The organism is Thiothrix winogradskyi (assembly GCF_021650935.1).
Classification (GTDB): domain Bacteria; phylum Pseudomonadota; class Gammaproteobacteria; order Thiotrichales; family Thiotrichaceae; genus Thiothrix; species Thiothrix winogradskyi.
In genome coordinates, this window is sequence record NZ_CP091244.1 from 4,257,607 (window position 1) to 4,280,764 (window position 23,158).

Here is a 23,158-nt window from a genome sequence, read left to right on the forward strand (position 1 = left end):
ATACGATTTCAGCAGCAACGCGTGTTAGACTAGTAACACTATAAAAATAACGCAGAGCCACGGATATGCAAAGCAACACCTTGAAAAAGCCGGTAGCAGGCAAAAAACCCGCCCCCAGCGCACCACAAGCCATTTACAAGTGGGAAGGCGTTAACCGCAATGGCGTAAAAATGCGTGGTGAAACCGAAGCCGTGAATCCCAACTGGTTACGTGCTGAACTGCGGCGCAAAGGTATTAATCCGGGGCGCATCTACCGCAAACCCAAACCGCTGTTCAAACCCGCGATCAAACCGGGCGATATTGCCCAATTTGCCCGCCAATTAACCACCATGATGCGGTCTGGTGTGCCAATGGTGCAATCTTTGGAATTAATGGCATCCGGGGGCGATAATGCCTCAGTACGCGAACTGGTCAATAAATTACGCGCCGACATCGAAGGCGGTGCCAGCTTAGGCAATGCCTTAGCCAAACACCCCAAATATTTCGACAAATTGTTTGTCAACTTGGTAAAAGCGGGCGAACAAGCCGGTACGCTGGAAACCATGCTGGAAAAAGTAGCCACCTACAAAGAAAAAAGTGAAGCGCTCAAAGCCAAAGTCAAAAGTGCGATGATGTACCCGATTATCGTCGTGGTTGCTGCCGTGGTGGTATCGGCAATCTTGCTGATCTGGGTTATCCCGCAGTTTAAGGAAGTCTTTAGCAGCTTTGGGGCTGATTTGCCCGCTTTCACCTTGTTGGTTATTTCGTTTTCGGATTGGTTAGTTGCCAACTGGTGGCAACCAATACTGCTATTTGTTGCTATCGGGGTTAGTTTTACCCAAGCTCGGCAACGCTCCAAAGCCTTTGACCGCTTCGTGGATAAAGCGTCGTTAAAGATCCCGATCATGGGGAATATATTGAACTTGTCGGCGGTGGCACGATTTGCGCGTACTCTAGCCACCATGTTTGCGGCGGGTGTGCCGTTGGTTGAAGCCATGGATTCGGTGGCGGGTGCGACCGGCAATGCCTTGTATGAAGAAGCTTCGCGGCGAATTCAAGACGATACCGCTCGCGGGGTACAATTGAATACGGCCATGCAAACCACGCAATTATTCCCCAATATGATGGTACAAATGACCCGTATCGGTGAAGAATCCGGGCGCTTGGAAGAAATGCTGGCAAAAGTAGCCGATTATTACGAAGCACAGGTTGACGCTTTGGTCGATACCTTGGCAAAACAAATTGAACCGCTGATCATGGCGGTACTGGGCGGGATTGTGGGCAGTTTAGTCATTGCCATGTACCTGCCCATCTTTAAACTTGGGGCTGTTGTTTAGGAATTCTCATGGAACTGATTTTTTTACTCAAAACCAGCCCAGTCTGGCTAATAAGTGTCGTGGGGCTATTTTCGCTATTGGTGGGCAGTTTTCTGAATGTGGTCATTTACCGCCTGCCGATTATGTTAGAACGCCAATGGAAACACGACTGTAACGAATGGCTGGATCAACACCCTGACAAGCAAGATACCGGCGATTTCAATCTGGTCGTGCCACGCTCACAATGCCCGACCTGTGGGCATAAAATCACCGCATTGGAAAACATTCCGGTCATTAGCTACCTATTGCTGCGCGGCAAATGTGCGGGCTGCAAAACCCCGATTTCCAGCCAATACCCATTGGTGGAACTGGCGACAGCACTGTTTTCCATGCTGGTGGCTTGGCGCGTCGGTTATGGCGTTGAATTAGTGGCATTGCTCGGCTTTACTTGGGTACTGGTCGCGCTGTTTATGATTGATGCGCAAACCATGCTGCTGCCAGACATTCTCACGTATCCGCTGCTGTGGGCGGGTTTGCTGCTCAATATTAGCGGCACGTTTGTCAGTTTGCCAGATGCGGTATTGGGTGCAGCATTTGGCTATTTGGCGCTCTGGTCAGTGTTTCACCTGTTCCGGCTGTTGACGGGCAAGGAAGGCATGGGGCACGGCGATTTCAAATTGCTGGCGGCACTCGGTGCGTGGGGTGGCTGGCAGATTCTGCCGTTCGTGATTTTCGCATCATCGGCGTTTGGTGCGATATTTGGGATTCTATGGATGCTGGCAAAGGGCAAACGCGAAAGCCTGCCCATGCCATTTGGCCCCTGGCTGGCAATGGCAGGCTTTGTGGCAATCGTATGGCGCGAGGAAATCCTGAACTGGATGAGCAAGATTTTCATGCCATTCTAAAGCGCCGACACTAGCTAATATAGCGGCACATCGGCGGCGCTTGCCCCACAATACGGTGAATACGCGGTGGGTGTTTCGCCGTCTGATGGCGTTGCGGCACATAATAGGCGTACATTTGTACCGGGCGTACCGGCACACGGGCGGTCTGATGCGGGCGCTGCATACGTTGCGGTGTTACCCGCGCTGAACGCTGCCAACCGGTTGCCTGATGAGCTGGCTGTTGCACTCTGCCATGACGTACTTGGCATTGCTCACACGACAAGGTGGCGGTTTGATATTGCTTGACGACCCGCACGATAGGGTGGCTTTGATTGGCTCGCATAGTGCGCATATCTTCCACACTACCTGTCCACGCTTGCGCAGAAGGCACGGCCAATACCGTCAACCCTAAACCTGCTATTAACTTTTTCATCATCAGACTCCATGTAGAAATGGCGTTTGCCTGTTACAATGCCCCAATAATTGAGTCACCTTGAACCACACGGAAACATGTCGCATGGCAGAACAGGAACAAACCACCCATTTCGGTTTTCAACAAGTACCCGTTACTGAGAAAGCTAGTCGGGTTGCTGGCGTATTTCATTCAGTAGCCGACAAGTACGACGTAATGAACGACGTAATGTCATTTGGCGTGCATCGGCTGTGGAAACGCTTCACGATTGATGCAGCAGGCGCAAAACGCGGCAACCGCGTATTGGATCTGGCAGGCGGCACGGGTGACTTGGCGTCGAAGTTTGCGCGGATCGTGGGGGATGATGGCGAAGTGATCCTTTCCGACATCAATGCGTCGATGCTGGAAAACGGGCGGGAACGTCTAACCGATAGGGGGATTGGCGGCAATGTGCGTTACGTGCAGGCGAATGCGGAATGCTTGCCGTTTGCTGACAACCATTTCGACATTATCACCATTGCCTTCGGGCTGCGGAATGTGACGGATAAGGATAAGGCATTGCGCTCCATGTACCGCGTGTTGAAACCGGGCGGGCGCTTGTTGGTGCTGGAATTTTCTAAACCCGCCGTACCCGGTTTAGCACCGATTTACGACCAGTATTCGTTCAAATTCCTGCCGCTGATGGGCAAATTGATTGCGAATGATGCGGAAAGCTACCGTTATTTGGCGGAATCCATCCGTATGCACCCGGATCAAGCAACCCTCAAAGCCATGCTGGAAACCGCCGGATTTGAGCGCGTCACCTACACCAATATGACCGGCGGCATTGTAGCCTTGCACAAAGGCTACAAGTTCTAACCCCTGTAGGTCGGGCTTCAGCCCGACATGGGTGTCAAAGCGACAGAGGCTGTCGGACTAAAGTCCGACCTACGGTTCTGTTGTTTCTTGCGCTGTAAATAGGCTTTGTGCCACAGCGCAGGTAGCGTTAAGCTCGCCAGAAACACCACCAGCACCAACCATTTCTGATTATCTGTAAACGCCCAATCCCCCCAGCGGAACGGAATGTAGCAATACAGCACCACCAGATGGAAAGCAAAAACCTGCAAGGAATGCTGTCCCAAAAAGCCCAACCACCGCGCTGGCCAAGCCAGCAACTTCAACACGTTATAGCGCCGGTGCAACACAATAATTCCGGCAATCACGTACACAAACGCCAAGAAATTCGTCAAGCGCAGCCAGGACAGATTGTCCCGCCCAATGTGACGGTATTCCTGAAACCACGCAGCAATCGGCGATAAATCACGCGATACATAACCATGCCGTTGCAAATACAGCGCCACAATCACCAGCAAACTGACCGACCACAACCAGCCATTCACACGTGGTAACGCACCCTTGCTATTAAAACGCAGGAAACCCAACACCATGCCCAGCACAAAAATGAATTGCCAAGCCATGAAATTAAATGCACCACCCCGCAACAACAACCCCTGCGGCAACAATGCCAATACATCACGCCCCCAGCCATACTGCGCTGCCAGCCATAAACCGCCACTGCCCAACAATACCATTGCCACCCCAATGGTTTGGTATTGCAACATCAAACGCAGCCCAAACGGTGCTGCCAACATCAACACCACATACAAGGGCAACACATCCAACATCGGCGGCTGATAGACCAATAACAGTCCTGATAGCAAAGCGCGGGCGGGTTCCACCTGCATCTCATTGGCAAAACTGGTCCAATACGCCCCCGACCATTGTGTTGCCACCGTGAATACAAACACCGCCAGCAATACCATCAAATGGTAAAGGTAAATCACCCCGGCACGCTGCCACACACGCTGCTCCAGTACTTGCCCACCGGCAGTGTGATAACGGCTGTACACCAACGCCACCAACATGCCAGACAGAAAGACAAAGCCTTCCGCCGCACTGACATACCCAGCAAATTCATACAAATGCTGGAAGATCGGCTCACCAAAATGGTCAGCAGCCATAATGATCAACATCAAACCTCTGAGTATATCCAGCGAAATGTCACGGTTCATCGACAACAAATTCCTTGCCTTGCGGCGTTATTAGGGCTACGGGGCGCAACTATACGACCAAGTGCTTATTCTGCCAATCATATACCGCTAGACGTCACTCAAATTCTGCTCTACTATTTCTTCCCCAAGTCCCTTGGTCAATCTTGGCAACCTACTGAGCAACATAGCCCTCTTCGGTATCCCACCATTATGAAATCTAACCTGCCTATTTGGCTCTTATCATTTGTATTACTCACCTTTAGCGACGTTAACGCTTACGCAGATGACGGCTGTTTTACACACGTCAAACAGGTGGCGGAGCAACTCTCCAGCCAACCGTTCAGCAAAACGCCCATGATGAAAGTGGATACAGGGCGAATTACTTACGACCATTACCAGCGCATCAAGTTCAAAGGCAACCAAACCTTTTGGCGCGATGAAATGCTCCCGTTCCAACTCGAATTTATGCATCCGGGGATGCATTACATTCACCCTATCGAACTGTTTGCTTGGGAAAACGGCGCGGCAACCCCCATCAAATTTTCGCGCAAGTATTATGACTACACCGAAGTCAAAGACTTAAACCTCGAAAATGACGAACCGAATATGGGCTTTACCGGCTTTCGCATCCTCGCCAAACTCGGCGGCAAACACTCCAGTTACACCGAAGCACTCGTCTTCCAAGGTGCCAGCTACTTCCGTGCGCTGGGGCTGGATCAAAAATACGGCTTGTCGGCACGCGGGCTTGCCATTAACACCTCGCTGGAAGGCAAAGAAGAATTCCCCGATTACACCAAGTTCTGGCTGGAAAAACCGGCTAAGGATGCCGAAACACTGGTGTTTTGCGCCCTGCTCGACTCACCTTCAACCACCGGTGCCACCCGTTTTGTGCTGACACCCGGTAAAAGCACTGAAATGGAAGTCGAAACCCAGCTTTACCCGCGCCAAGACATGACTGAAATCGGCATTGCGCCCCTGACCAGCATGTTCTTCCACGGTGAAAACTCCCAGCAACATTACGGTGACTATCGCCCCGAAGTACATGATTCTGATGGCTTGCTGATTCAGCGCGGCAAAGACTGGACATGGCAGCCGCTGTGGGAAGTTCCTTACTTCAACTTCCAATCAACGCCTGTGGAGACACTCTCCGGGTTCGGCTTGCTGCAACGTGACCGTGATTTCAACAACTATCAGGACCTAGAAGCGTGGTATCACGCCCGCCCCAGTGTTTGGATAGAGCCTTTAGGCGATTGGGGCAAAGGCAGTGTGCAATTGCTGCGCTTACATACGGAGTCTGACATTTTAGATAACATCGTGGCATACTGGAAAAGTGATGCTGGCAACGCTTTCAGCCACTTGCATTACCGCATGTCATGGCGTTCGGATGAGCCACCTGCCCATACATTAGGTAAAGTTGTGGCGACCCGTGCGACGAATAAGGCGGTGGATGGTTTACCCGGTCATAAGGGACGTATACGTTTTATTGTCGATTTCAATGATGTACCGAAACTAGCCAAAATGCCGCAGGCAGAGTTAACATTCAACGGTGCAGGTAAAACCAATCCGGTAGTGGTACAGGAAAACCCCTATGTGAAAGGCTGGCGCGTCATTGCTGCGGTATTCCCGGAAACCTGTGACAAACCCATGACTGCAACCATTCGTCTGACAGACGGTGTAAACCCTTTGAGCGAAACGTGGTCTTACCCTATTCCTGAGTCACTGTGCAATGCACCCTGACCCGCAGTCTCAATAACAACAACAATGGTATTACTGTTAACAACCCTTGCGTGGATTGACAAACAAATGACTGAACAACTAGCACAAACAAACGTGGAAACACCTGATACCAACGCGCCCAGCAATGCGTGGTTGATCGCCCAAAAACGTGCCAATGATTACCTGAAACTGCACCGCTTACTGGATTGGGAACGTGAACGCCTGTTAGCGCAAATCACCCAGAAGCTGGCGCGGGCAGGACTTTTTTCCGAGCAAGAACTGATTCAACTGTTCATCAGCACCGCTCAGGAAGAGCTGGCACTGCTGCAAGCCAAAAACAGCGACAACCGCACCCCCACCGGGCCGTTGTTTGAGCGCAGCAGTATTCGGATAGCGCCCTTGCAAGCGATTACATTATTGCCATCGTCACGCCCACGCTCACGTTTACTGCTTAAATGAGCCAAGCACACGACGAACAAATACCTTGGCAAGCGACCGCCAGACGGCGGCGTGTGGTATTTTTTGCGACAATTGCCTTCCTGACCGGACTCGCAACTTTCTGGCTAGGTGCTAACCTGCCCGCCGAGTTACCCATTGTGTGGCAAGCCTTAGTGCTGATTCCGTTTGCGGTACTGTTTTTGTGGTTAGCCTTAGGCTTTATGACCGCTGTGGTCGGGTTGTGGGTGCTGAATTTCGGCGGGCAAAACCGCGTTGCGAGTGCGCCCACTTCGCCCTTGCCGCAATTGCAAACCCGCGATACCACCGCGATTTTGCTGCCCATTTATAACGAAGACATCGCCTATGTTTACGCCGGGCTGCAAAGCATTTACCAATCGCTAGAACAAACCGGGCAGTTACACCAGTTCGAGTTCTACATCCTCTCGGATTCCGACGATGCCAGCAATTGGTTACGCGAAGAAGCCGCATGGTCAGCATTGTGCCGCACTGTGGGTTCATCCGAACGCATCCATTACCGCCGCCGCAAACACCGCACCAAAAAGAAAAGCGGCAATGTGATGGATTTCTGCCGCCGCTGGGGTAAACGTCACCCCTACATGGTAGTACTGGACGCTGACAGCCTCATGACCGGCGATGCCTTAATCCGTCTGGTCGATGCGATGGAACGCAATGAACGGGTTGGTCTAATCCAAACCCCGCTCTACACGATCGGCTTGGATACGCTGTACGCTCGCGGGCAGCAATTCGTGAATCGCTTATACGGGCCGATATTTTTTGCGGGTTTGCATTGGTGGTGGCTGGGTGAAAGCCAATACTGGGGGCACAATGTCATCATTCGTACCCAAGCCTTTATGGGGCATTGCCACTTGCCCAAACTGAAAGAAGGCAGCACTTTAGGCGGCGAAATCCTCAGCCACGACTTTGTAGAAGCGGCGTTACTCAACCGTGCAGGCTGGGAAACTTGGCTGGCTTACGACATGGAAGGCAGCTTCGAGCGCCCCCCACCAACCATGACCGATGCTCTCAAACGCGACCGCCGCTGGTGTCAGGGCAACCTGCAACACTGGCTGATTATTTGGGCGCATGGCATTCCGCACCTCCACCGCTTCCTGTTGTTGGGCGGCATTATGTCTTACGTCAGCTCCTTGATTTGGTTGGGCTGGCTGGGCGTATTAACCGCGATTGCGGTATTTTACCCCAAACTCACCTTAATTCCGTTAACCGCAGGCAATAGCGCGTTATTGGTGCTGACTCTCATTTTGCTGTTTTTCTACAAAACTTTCGGCTTAGCAGAAACAGCACGCAAGGGCACGGCGCATTTGTTTGGCGGTGTCAGCGGGCTAAGCGCCAGTGTCGCCACAGAAACCCTGCTTTCTATGCTTACTGCCCCCGTGCGCATGATGTATTACAGCAAATTCGTGGTGCAAATCTTACAAGGCAAACGTGCCGTGTGGGGAACGCAGCAACGTACTGGCGGCGGCTTGACCTGGGCAGATGCTTGGCAGGAATACGGCTGGGTCAGCCAAATTGGCGTGGCGTGGGCAATTTTGCTGTTGATATTCAACCCCATGACCTTTTTGTGGATGTCGCCGGTTATCGCAGGCTTAGTGCTTTCAGTGCCATTGGCCATGTTGACCAGCGCCCAAACCAGCTTGCAAACCAACCTATTCCGCACCCCAGACGAGGTTGCGCCCGACTATATCTTGCAAGCCTTTGAGAAAAATTACGCTGAAATGTTGGCGAACCCCTGCATCTCTACCCGCGATTTGTTTATCCGCGTGGTGGTTGATCCGCTCGCTTTCCGGCAACACATGACCTACATCCCGCACCGCCAGCACGTCCCCGAAGGCACACGCCAGCAACGTGAAGAACAGGTCAAACGCTTGCTAGAACAAGGTCCCGGCGCGATTTCCAACAGCGAACGCCTGATCATTCTGGAAGATGACGACATGCTCACGCAATTGCATACGCAAGTGTGGCAATTGCCGGAAGCACGATTCCACGAACACTGGATGTCGAAGCTATGAGACATTCGTCAATGCGTAATTGACACGGCTTTACATTCATTGCATAGTTGTATGACACAATGTAAGACGGAGAAAATCAACATGCGCGTCAATGCCAGACTAGATGAACAAAGTGAAAGTGACTTGAAGTTTCTGCAACAAGTCACTCATAGCACAAGCACCGACATCATTAAGATGGCACTGCGCTTTTATGCTGCACACATTCATCAAGAAGCGCGGCAGCAGAAAGAAGCGCTGTTGAAAAGTGGTTTTATCGGCTGCTTTGCAGGTTCTAGCGACTTATCCAGTCATTACAAGGTGTATGTACGTGAGGCACTGGATGCTAAATACCCTGCACAATAGTTCTACTTTGGTGGACACTGGCTTTTGGGTTGCCCTTGGCAATAAGAACGACAAACACCATGCGAGGGCGCTCCAAGCCTTTACCGATAATACCGATGTATTGATTACTACCAGTGCAGTGATTACAGAAACCACCTATTTGTTATACCGCGATGCGGGCTTTGATAAGCAACAAGCCTTCTTGCACGGGTTGGAAATGGGCATAACGCGCATCTTCGACTTACAACAGCAACATTTTGGGCGTGTTCAAGCACTTATGCGCCAATATGCCAACTTACCAATGGACTTGGCGGATGCTTCCTTGGTTATTCTTGCAGAGGAATTAGGTCATGGGCGTATTTTCTCCACAGACCAGCGCGATTTTGGGACTTACCGCTGGAAACAGCACAAGCCATTCCACAACCTGTTATTACCATGATTCACGCCTGATTACTGGTGAGGAAAAATCGCCCCCATGCTACCGATTGTTGTATCTGAACTAGAATTTTCAGGATGAAAGGATCGGCAGAAACAGTCCTGCCCGCTCTTGGTAATCTTTTCATCCTGAGAATCTTAGTTCAAGATTGGTGTGGTCGACTCCTGACGTTTATGACAAATCAATCGAGTTTGGCTTTTCATTGTCACAGTCGAGACAATTAGCGAAAGCGAAACCTGCTTCGTTTGAAGCAACTTGTTAAGTTACTTTCGGACTATTTATCACTTTAGATGGTTTCTGAGAACCATGATAAAGCTGTCGACCAAGTGCAGAGAACATTCGCCGAGGAATCCATACAACAGCACCAAAAATCACGAAAAAATATAAAAGCCACGTTGGCACCATGAGTAAAAGCTTTACTAGCAAATCAAAAAAATCGCCTTTATAGGCTATTTTAGTTCCACGGCTCGCGAATTTAGTAAATTTTAATGCACCAACATCATCAAGTAATTTTAAACCACCTTGACCAAAGGTTGTGGCTAACTTAATTGTTTCATTACCTAATTTATCTGATCGTTGCGCAACATCAACAGCCACACTACCACCAATATGATAAATTGTTGCGCTATGAGATCCAAAGGCATCGGCAAATTTTGCCATACGTCGGAGATCAGCAGCATTTTCTGCATTCCCTATTAATTTAAATCCGCCACGTGTATTAGCAAGTGAATTTACATCACCAATAAAACCAGTTAATTCTTCAAGACTTTTTGATTGCTTTGCAGTTTTCGCTGTTTTAACAATTGTTTTCCCTAACCAAGGAGGTAATTTTCCAAGCTTTTTAGCTGTTTTAAGTGCGATAAGTCCGCTTTTAACAACAGTGCTTCCGACTACTGAGGGCGCTGCAACACCGCCAGTGGCTACCGTCCCAGCTCCACTGGCTACTTGCGCAGTGCTGGCAACAACTCCAAGCGTTGCTAAGGCAACAAGAATTTCATCGACTTCTTCGCCTTGTGCAAGATTAACTCCTTGCTCTGCTAAGTCACGGATGTCGCCAATAACAAAAAAATCAGTCGCCACTCCCGCCACTTTACCGATTGTTTCATCACTTGTGCCAGATAGTAGCCCTTCTCCCAGTTTATCTAGCTGATAACTCCAACTTTCACGTTTACTTGAAATCTCTTGATATAATGACTGTGCTTCTGAATTTTGACTAACATACTCATAATTCATAAAAAAGCTCAAATAATCCGCAGCCTCGGCATATCGTTCTTCTGCCAGCATGGCACGAGCATCTGGAAGCGGATCAATACGCGTCAGTGCTAAAACCAAAAGTTGTGTTTGTTGCCAGAGGATACCAGCAGAAACAACAGCCAGCATTAACAAAGCAAGTTTAAAGGGAAGTTTAAACATCTTGAATTCCTCTAACGTTAAAGCGTTTTATTAATTTTATTCAAAGAATCTTATATAGAAAATAATCTAAAAAATACTCAAAGCCATCACTGATCACAATCGCCCCAATACCACAAATTTTAACAAAAACCACACAAATAAAAAGTGATCACTATCACAAAAAAAGTATTAATACAAAAAAACATGCCCATTTATCTTACACAAGCCCCACAAAATAGACATCAAAGAATGTCAGATTCGATTGATTTTAAAAAGTAAACCAATGCATTTCAACCCTTATCCGCTGCTCCCACATACTATCATTGCGCGTTACCCCGTTTCAGTCAGCCGCAGTATTTCATTGTGCGCGGCAATAACCGCAGCGAAATATTCCTTGCTGAAGCAGATCGTCAATTTTATATGGAAAAATTAGCGTAAAAATCATTAACTGTAATAATTCTTACCGCTATGATTCTTACGCTATGGGCAAATTCAAAATCAAGAAGTCAGCCGCCGGTAAATATCCGCCACCTTCAACGGCAACTTTTTCACATCATCAATCTCCACCCAATTGGCGTGACCGTACATGTGCGGCAAGTAATCCTTGCCGCGCTGATCAATCGTAATACAAAACGGATGAATCCCCGTGCGCCGTGCTTCAAACAAGGCTTGGCGCGTATCCTCAATCCCATACTGCGTATTGTAGATGTCGAAATAATCTTCCGGCTTGCCATCAGAGAGCGTAATCAGCAAGCGGGTTTTCGCCTCCACCGTATTCAGCTTTTCGGTCAAATGGCGAATCGCCACCCCCAAACGGGTGTAATCTTTCGGCACAATTCCTGCAATCCGCGCTTTGGTGGCGCTGTTATACAAATCGTCAAACGCCTTAATGCGGTAAATTTCGCAACGCTTGCGCCCAATCCCCGAAAAGCCGTAAATCGCATAACTGTCACCCAGCTTTTCCAACACTTCGCACAACATCACCAAGGCTTCGCGTTCGGCATCATTGATCCAACCCTTAGTGCTGCCGCTCATATCGACCATGAACATCACCGCCATGCTGCGATCTGCTCGGTGCATGTGTTGAAACAGCTTGTCGCTCATTTCGCTGCCGTCACGACTATCCGCGAGTGCTTCCACCAGCGCATCAATATCCACGTCATCGCCTTGCGATTGGCGTTTCAGCAAACGGTTTTCATCGCGCATCGCCTCGAAGGTACGCCGCAAATGCTTGATCATGCCCTGATACTTATCCAGCACCTTGTCCACATACGCCGGATCACCGGGGGGCAATTCCAATTCACGCAATACGCACCAGTTTTTGCGGTAATGCTGGCGGGCAAAATCCCACTCGCGGTACAAAAACGCCCCCTCTTCGTGGTAAATGCCTTTCCACACATCCTCAATGTCTTTTTCTTCTTTTTGGTACAAGGACGGATCGTATTCTCCATCCCCCGCAGGCACCAAAAATTCCGGCGGCACATCCCCCCAATCCAACATAATCGAGGTTAGCAACTGCTTCACGTCTTCCGGCGGTGCAATCGGCTTATCATCCAGCACCAACTCCATGCCCTGCCCCTCTTGCACCTCACGCATCTCAAACTCCGGCGGCGCAACCTCCTTCTTCTCTTGTACCTCCCCTGACAAGGGGAGGTCGGGAGGGGTTTCTTCCTTGTGTTCCTTAACCAACTCCGCGAGTTTCACCCGCAATAAAATCTTCTCCCGCTCCATCCGCGCCAACATACAAGCCGTCACAGCCTCAGGATTCAACCTAGTCTGATACACCGGCTGCGGAATCGGCAACCCCAACACCTGCGGCACTAACGCCAACACATCCTCAACCGTCGCAGAGGGTGTATGCAATACCCCCCGACACGTTTCCCAAGCCGCCTGTAGGGGCGTACCCCCGTGTACGCCCTCTTCCCGCATTTCATCCAAGCGCAAACGCTCAATCCGCTGCATATCACGCCACAACCCCGGCAACTCACGTTCCATGTACGCTTCCAGCCGCAAGGTATCCAACGCATGAAACGCCGCCAACGCCTGTTCCCGATCAGGGTAATCCGCAAATGCCGTCGCAAAATCCACCCGAAAACTGCCAAAGCGCGTCTGCGCCCACATAAACGCCACCTGCGCCTTGCACAACAGGAAATTATCCTTGGATTTGACCAATTTCGCGGTAATGTTTGGTAAATACAGCGTTTCACTGTCGGTGTACACAGACTCGCCTTGCGCCAATTTCAGCCACCGCCCCGACAAACCACACACAAAAGTCGACAAAATCGACTCCACTTCATCAAAAGCAACCCCTTCCGCGTGGGCATGAGCGCTTTCCAAAAAACTATCGACCTGTTGAATGACCGCCAACGCCGGGCGCAACCCCTGCTGGTCAAAAGTATCAGCCGCATGAACTGCCCACGCTTCGATCACGCGCCGTTCCAACCGATCCAACGCCTCCACCACCCGAATAATAAATTCGTGACTAATGTAAACATTGGTGGTTAGCAAACGCTCTGCCCAACCGAGGATGAAATCTTGCGTATTCCGATCCAAATTGACCAAGCCTTGCACAAGCTGCTCGACTTTCAGCCAAGTAAACTCGACCTCATACAGTTCCTCAAGCCGCTCCAGCAAAGTGGCGTAAGCATAGGGTTGCTCCGTTGCTTTCAAACCCGTCTCCTAGAATAGTGCGCCAATCAGTTCGTTAATCGCCGCAATCATGTCGCGGTCATCCGTCAATGCCAGCGCAATCGCCCCCTGACACGCCGCACGCGGCTCTACGCCTTTGGAAATCAGCTTGCCCGCGTGTACCAACAAACGGGTGGATGCACCTTCTTCCAAACCGTTGTCTTTCAAATTGCGGGTCATTTCGGCGAGTTTCAGCAATTTATCGGTCACGGCGGGAGCTAACCCGGTTTCGTGCATAATGATTTCGCGTTCTAACGCCGGTTTCGGGTAATCGAATTCGATGGCAACGAAACGCTGGCGGGTGGATTGCTTCAATTCCTTCAACACACTCTGGTAGCCGGGGTTGTAAGAAATCGCCAGACAAAAACTGTCCGGTGCTTCCAACAATTGCCCCAGTTTTTCAATCGGCATAATGCGCCGATCATCCGCCAGTGGATGAATCACCACCATCGTATCCTTCCGCGCCTCGACAATTTCATCGAGGTAACAAATACCGCCGGAACGCACCGCTCGCGTTAACGGGCCATCGACCCACACCGTTTCGCCGTTTTTCACCAAATAACGCCCCACCAAATCGGAAGTCGTCAAATCATCGTGGCACGACACCGTAATCATCGGGCGGCGCAACCGCCAGGCCATGTATTCCATGAAACGGGTTTTGCCGCAGCCCGTCGGACCTTTCAACAGCAAGGGCAAATGGTTGTCATAAGCGGCTTCAAACAGCGTGATCTCATTGTTTACGGGGACGTAATACGGCTCTTTTTCAATGAGATAGGTTGACGGATCGTGAATGAGGGCATGATTATGGGCATTAGCGGTATTCTCCACTATGGACTCCTGTGGTTGCTTGACATCGAGATCGCACGATAATAACAGCACCTAGCGTTGTACGGTTATTCTGTGACAGATACTAAGGGAGTTAACCAAATATCAGGAAAACTGGCGACCGCATCGCGCTAATGCTAAGGTCGTGGGCATTCCCAATAATAAAAACAAGGGCTACCCTAATGACTACAACAGAAGCAGATCTCGACTTTGCACCGCCCGTTCAAGACAAAAATCTCGACATGGTGCGTAACATCCTGTTTGGCGAACAAGCGCGTGAAAACGAAAAGCGCTTAGCCAATCTCGAACGTTTCGTCAAAGTGTGGACGAATTCCGTGCGCGACGAAATGCGCAAAAACATGGATAGCGTCAACCACGAAATCCACATGCTGCAAGACTTGCTGGATCAGGAAGCCAAAGCCCGCATGGCAGACACCGCGACTGCCCGCAAACATTTCGAGCACAGCAGCAAAGGCATAGAAAGCCTGCAACGCCAACTGCACAGCAGCGAAACCACACTGAATGAGCGCATTAGCGAAGAATCCAAACTGCTCAGCCAAATCATGGAAGAACAGCGAGAAGACTTGCTGACGCAAATAAAGCAAGCGGCAGAACAATTGCGCCAAGACAAAGCCGACCGCAAAATGCTCGCCTCCTTACTCGACAACCTCAGCCATCAACTGGCAGGTGACAAGGCATAAGCCATGCAAGGCACGCCCGATATTTCACAACTACGCCAGTTACTGTTCGGCAAGGACTACGATGCCCTGCTGGCATTAAAAGCGCAATTTGAAAACTCGGAACGCTACAGTGCCAGTGTTGCCAGCATCATTGCCGAAGCGCTGCAACACCGCGAAGCACACGATGGCGGCGTATCCACAGCGTTAGCTCCAACGGTTGAGCGTGCAATGAGCCACGCCATCAGCAGCGACCCCAAGCGCTTTGCTGATGTGCTTTACCCCGTCATGGGGCCTGCCATCCGCAAATCCATCCAACAAGCCCTGAATGAAGCGCTGGAAGATTTCAACCGCCTGCTCGAACAAAGCCTCTCGGTACGTTCATGGCGCTGGCGCTTGGATGCATGGCGTACCGGGCAGTCGTATGCGCAAATTGCCATGCTGCGCACCTTGGTTTATCAGGTGGAACAAGTCTTCCTGATACACCATGACACCGGCTTGCTGTTACAGCATGTGGTTTCCGAAAATGTCACCAGCAAAGACCCGGAAATCATCTCCGGCATGTTGACCGCCATTCAGGACTTCATCAAAGACTCCTTCGCCGTCGCTGGCGAAGACACGCTCGACACCCTGCGTCTGGGTGAACTCACTGTCTTGATCGAACACAGTCCACACGCGGTACTAGCCGTCGTCATACGCGGCACAGTACCCGCTGAATTACGCACACTGCTCGCCGAAACTGTGGAAACCATTCACCAACAATACCGTCAGCCCCTACAAGATTATCAAGGCGATGCCAGCGCGTTTACCGGCACAGAGCCATTGCTGCATCATTGCCTCATCAAAAAGCAAAAACAGCAGGAAAAACGCCCGCCTTGGTTAGCATACCTGTTACTTGCCACCATCGCGGGTGCACTCGGCTGGTGGGTTTACCAATACCAACAAGCCCAAGTAGCACTGGCACAGCAACAAGCGCTGGAAGAACAAGCGCAACAAGCCACGTTGCAAACATTACGCGAACAGTTAGCACAGCAGCAAACCCAATACGCCACCGTGCAAACGTCCCTGCAAACCCTGCTTGAGCAACAAACCCAGCAACAGCAGCGCAGCGCACAACAAATCGCCGCCGATACCGCGACATTGAGCACGCTCACCCGGCAGATAGAAACCGCCAGCTACCCGTTTGAAAAAGCCACAGCGGAAGTTACCCCCCAACACCCCGCCCTTATTGCACTCGGCAAACACCTCGGCGAACTGCTGCAAACAGCGCAACGCATGGGCAAAACCCCGCAAGTCATGATTGTCGGCAACGTGGATGGCAGCGGCAATGACACGCTCAATCGTCAATTGGCGCAACAACGTGCTGACAACTTACGCACCGCCCTGATAACCTCAGGTGTTCCTGCCTTCATACTCGTCGCTTATGGCGCACAGCATCCGGGGTTGCCCAGCGACTTGCAGAAAAACGAACGCAGCGCCCATTACCGCGTCAGCCTTTACTAACACCAGAGAGGGAAACCATGATCCAGCAAAAAATATGCCTGTTAGGCTCCTTCTCAGTTGGCAAGACCAGCCTGATCCGCCGCTACGTTGACAGCTTATTCAGTGACAAATACCTCACCACCGTTGGCGTCAAAATCGACAAAAAGCAGCTTGAATTTAACGGCAACACTTATTCCCTCATGCTGTGGGATATTGCCGGGGAAGACGACTTCACCAGCATCCGCACCGCGTATTTGCGCGGCATGTCCGGCTACATTATCGTGATTGACCCCACTCGCCCGCATTCGTATGAAACCGCACTCGCCATCCATAACATGGTAAAAACCACGGTTGGTGACTTGCCAGCGGTATTTGCACTCAACAAAGCCGACCTGAAACCCACCTGGCAGCTCGAAGCCCCCCAACACCAGCACCTGCATCAATTAGGACACCCTATCGTCGAAACCAGCGCCAAACAGAATGTAGGCGTTGACAGCATGTTCCTGAAACTGCTCGAACAATCAGGAGATCAACATGGATAAGCTCCTCGCCAGTATCTGTACCTCACTGAATATTGCGGTATTCTGCCAGCGCAACCGCGAATCTTTTCAGCTTATCACCCACATGCCTGACTGGCTGGTGTTTTTCTTGGGGCAATCCGCTGCGGCTGAATGCTCGCTGACCGACGCCTTCCCCTACCTGACTTGTTTTATCGACGATGCCGAACGACATTGGCAAGCGCGGAACACCACCCCGCTATCCTCCGGTGTTTGGGTAGAAATCGACGAACTCGGCAATGAACTCGCCCTAGAAGCCAACGCCTTATGGATGAACGGGCAAGCGGTATTGCTGCTCAACAACCTAGGTGAAAAATACCGCAAAGAAGTCAGCCACCTGCAACAACTCCGCGAAGGCTTGCTCACCCAAGAAAAACTCGAAAACGAAGTCCAAAAACGCACCCTCAAAATCAAACAGCGCGAAGAAGAAATCGCCATCAAACTGGTTAGCCTCACCAGTTACCGCGACGAAGAAACCGGCGCACACGTCAAACGCATTGGCTTATACGCCGCCGCGATGGGCAAAGCCTTGGGCTGGGAAACCCAACAGATTGACGACATTCGCATTGCTGCCCCCATGCATGACATTGGCAAAATCGGCATTCCCGACCGTATCTTGCTGAAAAAAGGCAAACTCACCGACACCGAATTCGCCATTATGAAACGCCACACCGAAATTGGCGCAAAAATGCTGCATGACTCCCACATCCCGGTACTCGACATGGCCGCCGATATTGCACTGTGCCACCACGAAAAATGGGACGGTTCCGGCTACCCTCGCGGGCTGATGGGCGAAGAAATCCCCGTTTCGGCGCGAATCACTGCCATCGTCGATATTTACGATGCCTTGGTACACGAGCGGGTTTACAAAAAAGCGCTCAGTGAAGCCGAAGCGCTGGAACTCATGGGCAGCATGACCGGCTCACATTTGGATGCCAAACTGTTTGAGGTATTTTTAGGCTTATTGCCGGTAATGCGCCGAATTCGTCAGGAAGTGAACGAAATTAATGAGTTACTGGTATCTTACTAAATCGTGGAACAGACCAGCGCCACAAGCGTTCGCCCAGCAATACTGCCAGCAGTACCGTATAAATCAGCGGCATATCCGTGCGTGCTTTGCTGTCTGCCAACCACCAAAAGTGCAACACGCCCAACGCGGTTAAGGGGTAAATCAGTGTGTGCAGCCCTTGCCAGTTGCGCCCTAGCTTGCGGATTGCGGCTTTAAACGACGTTAACGCCAAGGGCGTCATCAACACAAACGCCAACATCCCCACCGTAATGAAGGGGCGCTCCACAATGTCATACCAAATTTCCGCCCAATCAAAAAACTGGTCAAGCCACAAGTAACTCAGTAAATGCAACACGCCGTAAAAAAAGGCAAACAGACCAAGCATACGCCGCAAGCGTATCCCTTGAACCCAGCCTGTTGCCCGCCGCAGTGTCGAGAGCAATAACGTTAGCAACAAAAATCGCAATGTCCACTCCCCCAAACTGCGCGTAATCGTTTCAATCGGGTTTGCCCCCAGCGTGTCTTGCCACACGCCCCAACCTAACAGGGCTAACGGCAGCAATGCCAGTACAAACACAACCGGCTTGAAGACCTTGCTGAAATACGGCTCACGAATCTGCATCAGAAATTTTCCCGCAAATCCATGCTGCTATACAGGCTGGCGACCTGATCAGCGTAACCATTAAACATCAATGTATCGCGTTTACGGAATTCACCAATACGGCGTTCTTTACGCTGACTCCAACGCGGATGGCTAACTTCTGGGTTGACGTTGGCGTAGAAACCGTACTCATCCGGCACGGTTGCCATCCACAACGAGGTTGGCATTTGCTCGACAAAACTAATACGCACAATGGATTTGGCACTTTTGAAACCGTATTTCCACGGCACGACCAAACGCAACGGTGCACCGTTTTGCCCCGGCAGGTTTTTACCGTACAAACCGGTTGCCATCAGGGTCAACGGGTGCATGGCTTCGTCAATACGTAAACCTTCCACATACGGCCAATCGTAGCTGCGGTCTTTTTGCCCCGGCATTTGTTCAGGGTCATACAAGGTTTCAAAGCGTACAAATTTGGCTTTGGACGTCGGTTCAAACCGTTTCAGTAAATCCGCCAACGGAAAACCCAACCAAGGAATCACCATCGACCAGCCTTCCACACAACGCAGGCTGTAAATGCGCTCTTCGGTCGGATTCTGCTTGAGGATGTCTTCCAGCGACAGTTTGCCGGGTTTGGCGCATTCGCCATCCACCGCCACCGACCAAGGGCTGGTACGCAGCTTATCGGCACGTTTTGCTGGAGCGGTCTTACCCTGAGCTAATTCAATAAAATTGTTGTACGAAATAATGTCTTCGTAAGGGGTTGGCTCATCAGTGATCGAAAACGGCGATTTCGCCTGTGCCAGTAAGGGCAAACCGCCTGCCCCCAGCAAAGCCATTCCCCCCAATGTTTTCAAAAAATCCCGCCGCCGCTGGTAAAGCGCGTAGTCGGTCACGTCGTTGTCTGTCAGATCGAATGGGCGTTTGATTAACATGCTGATCCCTCCTTGTTTCTGCTATTACGCACCAAAGCGGAGTTTAGATGCAAATAACCACGCGGATACGTTATGCTAACCGCTCACTGAGAGGAGTTTGCCATGCTATTTGCCGCCCTGACTGCCACACTCGAAACCGCCTTCAATGCTTGGTTGAAACTGGATAAAGCCAGCCAGGGCAATGCGTTGGCACGGTTGCAAACCTTGCAAGGCAAGCTGATTTGCTTACACATCAGCAACCCTGACCTCCAACTGTATTTTCTGCCCACGGATGACACTGTACGTGTGACCACGGAGTATGCAGCCGAACCCGATGTCACCATTCACGGCTCGGCACTGGCATTGATGCGCTTATCCGCTGCGGAAGATACCGGCAAAGCCATGTTAGCCAACGGCATTAAAATCGACGGCGACATGGGCTTGGGCAACCGCTTCAGCCAAATCTTGCGCGAAATTGACGTGGATTGGGAAGAACTGCTGTCACGCGCAGTCGGCGATGTGATTGCACACCAAATGGGGCAATTGGCACGCGATACCAAAGGTTGGCTGGACGATTCCGCCCACGCGATGCGTTTGAATACCCAAGAATATTTGCAGGAAGAAGCGCGATTATTGCCCGCTGAAGCCGAAATCCGCAGGTATCTGGATGAAGTCGATACGCTGCGGATGGATGCTGATCGCTTAGAAGCGCGGCTCAAACGGCTGGAAAGCCCCCCATCCCCAGCCCTTCCCCCGCAAGGGGTGAAGGGAGCAAGAATTTAAGGTTTAGGCGGCTTCTGAATGCTCGCAATGGAAACATGCGTGATGGAAGCTTTGCCTGAAGGCGGCGGCTTCACAGCAGCGACGGGTGTTTCCACATGAAAATAACGGTAGCCATTGATAATTCCAGAGATACTCGCACCCTTACCTTTCAAGTCATGCAATACCACTGCCACCACATGCGCCAGGGTAAACCACAGAATCAGGCTCGCCAAACCGCCGTGCAGCCCAAACATCGACATTCCCAAGAATTGATACGGCGCGTTATAAAATAAGCCCGTCACCGCACACACCAGCAACACCAACCAAAACAGCGGGTAGATCACCCGCCAAAACGGGTTATGCCCATACCAATTGGGCAAGGGAAACCGCGCAAAGCTCAGATAAAACAACGCCATTTGCCTCATGGCTGCCCATTGCGCCTTATCCGGCAGAAACGCACGCCAATTCGCAGTGCCGGGCAACAAAAACAGTAAAATAACCCGCCCCACCACCGCAACCAGCACCAATTGCCCCACAATCATGTGCCAATCACGCCAGAATTCAGGATCCACCACGCCCTGTTGCAATGCACATGCACTTGCCAATAAAAACAGCACTCCAGCAGCAATCAGCGCGTGAGCTAGGCGCACCCACCCCGACCACACCAACACATAACGTATCGTTTCTTGTTGCATTTCAGCCTCACTGGCAGCTTAAGCTTAAATGCCCAGTCTAACAGGAATCCAAAATAATAGTGGCATTCGGCGGGCGATTAGCCTACCCTCGCAACAGCTACAGCGATTACCCTGGCAGTTTCAACAGTTCCTCCCGGTTACTTCACGAATATCTCCCCTGTTACCTGTAAGCACAACACTCTCATACACCTGTTTTTTAAAGGAAATTCATCATGGCTACAGGCAAAGTAAAATGGTTTAACGACACGAAAGGTTTCGGCTTTATTTCTCAAGACGACGGCGGCCCAGACGTATTTGTTCACGTCAGCGCGATCCAAAGCTCAGGCTTCAAAACCTTGGCAGAAGGTCAACCCGTCAGCTTCAACGTAGAAAAAGGCAACAAAGGCCCGCAAGCGAGCAACGTCGTTCCCAAGTAAGCTTTCAAGCCTAGCGCTCATTCAGCAACCGGGCTGATTTCCCTACCGCACGGCGGCATCTGGACATCAGCCCGTTTTTCCATTGAGTATTAGCCTTACTCAACCCGCCCATTCACCCCAGCATTCGGGAACATCACTATGAAAACACTCTTCATTGGCAATATTGCGCCACAGGCGACAGAAAAAGAACTGCGCGAACTCCTCGCCGAATACGGCACGATCCGCAAACTGGAAATGCCCCGCGATATTTTCAGCGGCAAATGCAAAGGTTTCGCCCTGATCGACATGGAAGGTCACGAAGCGCGTGCCGTCATGGCAGGCTTGAATGGCAAAACCTTCCTCGATAACCCGCTCAAAGTCACCGATGACAAGCCTAAAGCCAAAGGGCGCGGTCGCCGCTAAGCAAAGTTTCACCGATTCGGGGGTCTCACCCCGATTTTTAGAGCATTCTCTATGGAACTAACACATCTAGCTGCCACCTTCCTGAAAGAGCTGGATAGTTTCGCCCACACCCTTTCCAGCACCGATCGGGTATGGAATATCCTGTTTCCTGAGGGTCAGGAAACATGGCACCACCTACACATCAACCAATATCGGCAAACCTACTACATCACCCATATCAGCGGCGACAGTGGTGGACTGGAAATCGAACTGGGCAAGGATGTAAAACAGACAACGCGCCAGCCAGGAAAGACAACATGGGAAACCCTGCTCACCGCAGCCCGTCAATGGTTACGAGTTGTCCGCAAAGACTGGATAAAAGCTAACAAAAGAATCCAGCTTGAATATCCATTGCGCTATCGCTACGGCATCGTACCCAATGCCCTGATCCGTGCCTCACTTCCAACGATTTACCAACTCGATAAGGAACTGGGTGAAACGAACACCATGACTGTTGTCAGGCTGGTCGAAGAAGGCTTTTTCCATCAGCAGCAAAACACTCAACTAACAACCATGACTGCTGCTGACTATTTTCACTATTGCAAAATTGCCTATCTCGCCGCTAAATGTCAGGACGAAAACATCGACGAATCTTTATCAGGGCGAGAAATGTATGCCCGCTACGCAGATGGACGCCACGAAGGGTTGCTGGACATCGCCCCGGATTCACCACAAGCCTTTGCCGACTGGATCGACGGCAAGCACCCGCTGAAAAAAGTCGGTGGTCATCCGTGGGAAATCAAGCGCGGCGGCAATACCACCCACATAAACCTATCGGTCACACGCCCGCCTTACCAACAAACAGGTTTCAAGGTTGAATTACGCGGTGAAGCCATCAGTCGCATGGTGGAAACGCTGCAAATGTTGCTCGCGATTCACGCAGCCAACTTGCCGATAACCATTGCCAATCCAGAAGGTGTGCGTAAACGCCTGCTGGCACAAGACAATATCGGCCTTGTCCCCGCTTACGCATCGCTACATCGTGCCAACCAACACTTCGGCAAAGAGCAGGACGTGTTTGATGTCCTGCATTATGACGATCTCGGCAGGTTCAAACGGCGGATCACGCCATTCATTACGTGGGAACCGTTGCCTATTCTGAAACCCCGTTGACATCCT

24 protein-coding genes are annotated in these 23,158 nt (G+C 51.0%); 16 read left to right on the forward strand and 8 right to left on the reverse strand.

The features are described from left to right. The first annotated feature begins 65 nt into the window (after positions 1-65). Together L2Y54_RS21050 and L2Y54_RS21055 are read left to right on the forward strand one after the other, a co-directional pair. Entirely contained in the window at positions 66-1,316 is a 1,251-nt protein-coding gene (locus tag L2Y54_RS21050; protein ID WP_236498847.1) for a type II secretion system F family protein, read from the forward strand. Positions 1,317-1,324: 8 nt separating this feature from the next. Further along, a complete protein-coding gene (locus tag L2Y54_RS21055) occupies positions 1,325-2,200 on the forward strand; it encodes a prepilin peptidase (RefSeq protein ID WP_236498848.1) in 876 nt (291 codons plus the stop codon). Between the two features lie 10 nt (positions 2,201-2,210). Here the strand turns inward: L2Y54_RS21055 and L2Y54_RS21060 are convergent, their stop codons facing one another. After that, the gene (locus L2Y54_RS21060; RefSeq protein WP_236498850.1) at positions 2,211-2,615 is read right to left on the reverse strand and encodes a hypothetical protein; all 405 of its coding nucleotides are present in this window, start codon (positions 2,613-2,615) and stop codon (positions 2,211-2,213) included. Positions 2,616-2,696: 81 nt separating this feature from the next. Between L2Y54_RS21060 and ubiE the strand changes: the two genes are divergently transcribed. Then, positions 2,697-3,449 carry a bifunctional demethylmenaquinone methyltransferase/2-methoxy-6-polyprenyl-1,4-benzoquinol methylase UbiE gene (gene ubiE / locus L2Y54_RS21065; RefSeq protein WP_236498851.1) on the forward strand — a complete coding sequence of 251 codons (753 nt, stop codon included), beginning with the start codon at positions 2,697-2,699 and terminating at the stop codon, positions 3,447-3,449. A gap of 17 nt (positions 3,450-3,466) precedes the next feature. Here ubiE and opgC read toward each other — a convergent pair whose 3' ends face one another. Then, complete coding sequence (opgC, locus tag L2Y54_RS21070; protein WP_236498852.1) at positions 3,467-4,642, reverse strand: OpgC domain-containing protein; 1,176 nt, start codon at positions 4,640-4,642, stop codon at positions 3,467-3,469. Positions 4,643-4,831: 189 nt separating this feature from the next. On the opposite strand from opgC, the gene L2Y54_RS21075 reads away from it, so the two are divergent. The 5 genes from L2Y54_RS21075 to L2Y54_RS21095 all read left to right on the forward strand — a co-directional run bounded on the left by L2Y54_RS21075 (position 4,832) and on the right by L2Y54_RS21095 (position 9,583). Further along, complete coding sequence (locus L2Y54_RS21075) at positions 4,832-6,358, forward strand: OpgD/OpgG family glucan biosynthesis protein (RefSeq protein WP_236498854.1); 1,527 nt, start codon at positions 4,832-4,834, stop codon at positions 6,356-6,358. A gap of 66 nt (positions 6,359-6,424) precedes the next feature. Next, a complete protein-coding gene (locus L2Y54_RS21080) occupies positions 6,425-6,796 on the forward strand; it encodes a hypothetical protein (RefSeq protein WP_236498855.1) in 372 nt (123 codons plus the stop codon). Further along, positions 6,793-8,823, forward strand: a complete 2,031-nt coding sequence (gene mdoH, locus L2Y54_RS21085; RefSeq protein ID WP_236498857.1) for a glucans biosynthesis glucosyltransferase MdoH — start codon at positions 6,793-6,795, stop codon at positions 8,821-8,823. The genes L2Y54_RS21080 and mdoH overlap by 4 nt, the downstream gene beginning before the upstream one ends. Positions 8,824-8,874: 51 nt before the next feature. Beyond that, positions 8,875-9,165, forward strand: a complete 291-nt coding sequence (locus tag L2Y54_RS21090) for a hypothetical protein (protein WP_236498859.1) — start codon at positions 8,875-8,877, stop codon at positions 9,163-9,165. After that, positions 9,143-9,583, forward strand: a complete 441-nt coding sequence (locus L2Y54_RS21095; RefSeq protein WP_236498860.1) for a type II toxin-antitoxin system VapC family toxin — start codon at positions 9,143-9,145, stop codon at positions 9,581-9,583. The genes L2Y54_RS21090 and L2Y54_RS21095 overlap by 23 nt, the downstream gene beginning before the upstream one ends. 255 nt (positions 9,584-9,838) lie before the next feature. Here L2Y54_RS21095 and L2Y54_RS21100 read toward each other — a convergent pair whose 3' ends face one another. The 3 genes from L2Y54_RS21100 to L2Y54_RS21110 all read right to left on the reverse strand — a co-directional run bounded on the left by L2Y54_RS21100 (position 9,839) and on the right by L2Y54_RS21110 (position 14,488). Continuing rightward, complete coding sequence (locus L2Y54_RS21100; protein ID WP_236498862.1) at positions 9,839-10,993, reverse strand: hypothetical protein; 1,155 nt, start codon at positions 10,991-10,993, stop codon at positions 9,839-9,841. Between the two features lie 477 nt (positions 10,994-11,470). Further along, a complete protein-coding gene (locus L2Y54_RS21105) occupies positions 11,471-13,642 on the reverse strand; it encodes a nitric oxide reductase activation protein NorD (protein WP_236498863.1) in 2,172 nt (723 codons plus the stop codon). Positions 13,643-13,651: 9 nt separating this feature from the next. Then, a complete protein-coding gene (locus L2Y54_RS21110) occupies positions 13,652-14,488 on the reverse strand; it encodes a CbbQ/NirQ/NorQ/GpvN family protein (protein ID WP_311196214.1) in 837 nt (278 codons plus the stop codon). Positions 14,489-14,667: 179 nt separating this feature from the next. On the opposite strand from L2Y54_RS21110, the gene L2Y54_RS21115 reads away from it, so the two are divergent. From L2Y54_RS21115 to L2Y54_RS21130, 4 genes are read left to right on the forward strand one after another with little or no spacing between them, the layout of a single operon-like run. Then, entirely contained in the window at positions 14,668-15,186 is a 519-nt protein-coding gene (locus L2Y54_RS21115; RefSeq protein ID WP_236498865.1) for a hypothetical protein, read from the forward strand. A gap of 3 nt (positions 15,187-15,189) precedes the next feature. After that, entirely contained in the window at positions 15,190-16,665 is a 1,476-nt protein-coding gene (locus L2Y54_RS21120) for an OmpA family protein (protein ID WP_236498867.1), read from the forward strand. A gap of 17 nt (positions 16,666-16,682) precedes the next feature. Then, a complete protein-coding gene (locus L2Y54_RS21125) occupies positions 16,683-17,186 on the forward strand; it encodes a Rab family GTPase (protein ID WP_236498868.1) in 504 nt (167 codons plus the stop codon). Then, positions 17,179-18,231, forward strand: a complete 1,053-nt coding sequence (locus L2Y54_RS21130; RefSeq protein WP_236498870.1) for an HD-GYP domain-containing protein — start codon at positions 17,179-17,181, stop codon at positions 18,229-18,231. Before L2Y54_RS21125 ends, L2Y54_RS21130 begins: the two co-directional genes overlap by 8 nt. On the opposite strand, the gene L2Y54_RS21135 is transcribed toward L2Y54_RS21130, so the two are convergent. Next, complete coding sequence (locus tag L2Y54_RS21135) at positions 18,206-18,832, reverse strand: protein-methionine-sulfoxide reductase heme-binding subunit MsrQ (protein WP_236498872.1); 627 nt, start codon at positions 18,830-18,832, stop codon at positions 18,206-18,208. The two genes, L2Y54_RS21130 and L2Y54_RS21135, sit on opposite strands and share 26 nt — an antisense overlap. Then, the gene (gene msrP / locus L2Y54_RS21140; RefSeq protein WP_236498873.1) at positions 18,832-19,746 is read right to left on the reverse strand and encodes a protein-methionine-sulfoxide reductase catalytic subunit MsrP; all 915 of its coding nucleotides are present in this window, start codon (positions 19,744-19,746) and stop codon (positions 18,832-18,834) included. Before msrP ends, L2Y54_RS21135 begins: the two co-directional genes overlap by 1 nt. Positions 19,747-19,848: 102 nt before the next feature. Between msrP and L2Y54_RS21145 the strand changes: the two genes are divergently transcribed. Continuing rightward, positions 19,849-20,508, forward strand: a complete 660-nt coding sequence (locus tag L2Y54_RS21145) for a ubiquinone biosynthesis accessory factor UbiJ (RefSeq protein WP_236498875.1) — start codon at positions 19,849-19,851, stop codon at positions 20,506-20,508. Here L2Y54_RS21145 and L2Y54_RS21150 read toward each other — a convergent pair. Further along, on the reverse strand, positions 20,505-21,182 hold the full coding sequence (locus tag L2Y54_RS21150) for a cytochrome b/b6 domain-containing protein (RefSeq protein WP_236498877.1): 678 nt from the start codon (positions 21,180-21,182) through the stop codon (positions 20,505-20,507). The genes L2Y54_RS21145 and L2Y54_RS21150 overlap by 4 nt on opposite strands. Before the next feature lie 212 nt (positions 21,183-21,394). Here L2Y54_RS21150 and L2Y54_RS21155 point away from each other — a divergent pair, with 212 nt between their 5' ends. From L2Y54_RS21155 to L2Y54_RS21165, 3 genes are all read left to right on the forward strand, one after another. Beyond that, positions 21,395-21,598 (forward strand): cold-shock protein, encoded by a 204-nt coding sequence (locus L2Y54_RS21155; protein ID WP_236498879.1) that lies wholly within the window; start codon positions 21,395-21,397, stop codon positions 21,596-21,598. Positions 21,599-21,736: 138 nt separating this feature from the next. Further along, on the forward strand, positions 21,737-22,000 hold the full coding sequence (locus tag L2Y54_RS21160) for an RNA recognition motif domain-containing protein (RefSeq protein WP_202716129.1): 264 nt from the start codon (positions 21,737-21,739) through the stop codon (positions 21,998-22,000). Between the two features lie 51 nt (positions 22,001-22,051). After that, entirely contained in the window at positions 22,052-23,152 is a 1,101-nt protein-coding gene (locus L2Y54_RS21165) for a hypothetical protein (RefSeq protein ID WP_236498881.1), read from the forward strand. The last annotated feature ends 6 nt before the right edge of the window (positions 23,153-23,158 follow it).

Bases quoted from the DNA above. Each gene is read 5' to 3' on its own strand.
- L2Y54_RS21115 (WP_236498865.1), top strand. From the start codon at position 14,668: ATGACTACAACAGAAGCAGATCTCGACTTTGCACCGCCCGTTCAAGAC.
- L2Y54_RS21060 (WP_236498850.1), bottom strand. From the start codon at position 2,615: ATGATGAAAAAGTTAATAGCAGGTTTAGGGTTGACGGTATTGGCCGTG.
- L2Y54_RS21150 (WP_236498877.1), bottom strand. From the start codon at position 21,182: ATGCAACAAGAAACGATACGTTATGTGTTGGTGTGGTCGGGGTGGGTG.
- msrP (WP_236498873.1), bottom strand. From the start codon at position 19,746: ATGTTAATCAAACGCCCATTCGATCTGACAGACAACGACGTGACCGAC.
- L2Y54_RS21165 (WP_236498881.1), top strand. From the start codon at position 22,052: ATGGAACTAACACATCTAGCTGCCACCTTCCTGAAAGAGCTGGATAGT.
- opgC (WP_236498852.1), bottom strand. From the start codon at position 4,642: ATGAACCGTGACATTTCGCTGGATATACTCAGAGGTTTGATGTTGATC.
- L2Y54_RS21055 (WP_236498848.1), top strand. From the start codon at position 1,325: ATGGAACTGATTTTTTTACTCAAAACCAGCCCAGTCTGGCTAATAAGT.
- L2Y54_RS21095 (WP_236498860.1), top strand. From the start codon at position 9,143: ATGCTAAATACCCTGCACAATAGTTCTACTTTGGTGGACACTGGCTTT.
- ubiE (WP_236498851.1), top strand. From the start codon at position 2,697: ATGGCAGAACAGGAACAAACCACCCATTTCGGTTTTCAACAAGTACCC.
- L2Y54_RS21120 (WP_236498867.1), top strand. From the start codon at position 15,190: ATGCAAGGCACGCCCGATATTTCACAACTACGCCAGTTACTGTTCGGC.
- mdoH (WP_236498857.1), top strand. From the start codon at position 6,793: ATGAGCCAAGCACACGACGAACAAATACCTTGGCAAGCGACCGCCAGA.
- L2Y54_RS21155 (WP_236498879.1), top strand. From the start codon at position 21,395: ATGGCTACAGGCAAAGTAAAATGGTTTAACGACACGAAAGGTTTCGGC.
- L2Y54_RS21090 (WP_236498859.1), top strand. From the start codon at position 8,875: ATGACACAATGTAAGACGGAGAAAATCAACATGCGCGTCAATGCCAGA.
- L2Y54_RS21145 (WP_236498875.1), top strand. From the start codon at position 19,849: ATGCTATTTGCCGCCCTGACTGCCACACTCGAAACCGCCTTCAATGCT.
- L2Y54_RS21050 (WP_236498847.1), top strand. From the start codon at position 66: ATGCAAAGCAACACCTTGAAAAAGCCGGTAGCAGGCAAAAAACCCGCC.
- L2Y54_RS21135 (WP_236498872.1), bottom strand. From the start codon at position 18,832: ATGCAGATTCGTGAGCCGTATTTCAGCAAGGTCTTCAAGCCGGTTGTG.
- L2Y54_RS21160 (WP_202716129.1), top strand. From the start codon at position 21,737: ATGAAAACACTCTTCATTGGCAATATTGCGCCACAGGCGACAGAAAAA.
- L2Y54_RS21080 (WP_236498855.1), top strand. From the start codon at position 6,425: ATGACTGAACAACTAGCACAAACAAACGTGGAAACACCTGATACCAAC.
- L2Y54_RS21075 (WP_236498854.1), top strand. From the start codon at position 4,832: ATGAAATCTAACCTGCCTATTTGGCTCTTATCATTTGTATTACTCACC.
- L2Y54_RS21100 (WP_236498862.1), bottom strand. From the start codon at position 10,993: ATGTTTAAACTTCCCTTTAAACTTGCTTTGTTAATGCTGGCTGTTGTT.
- L2Y54_RS21130 (WP_236498870.1), top strand. From the start codon at position 17,179: ATGGATAAGCTCCTCGCCAGTATCTGTACCTCACTGAATATTGCGGTA.
- L2Y54_RS21125 (WP_236498868.1), top strand. From the start codon at position 16,683: ATGATCCAGCAAAAAATATGCCTGTTAGGCTCCTTCTCAGTTGGCAAG.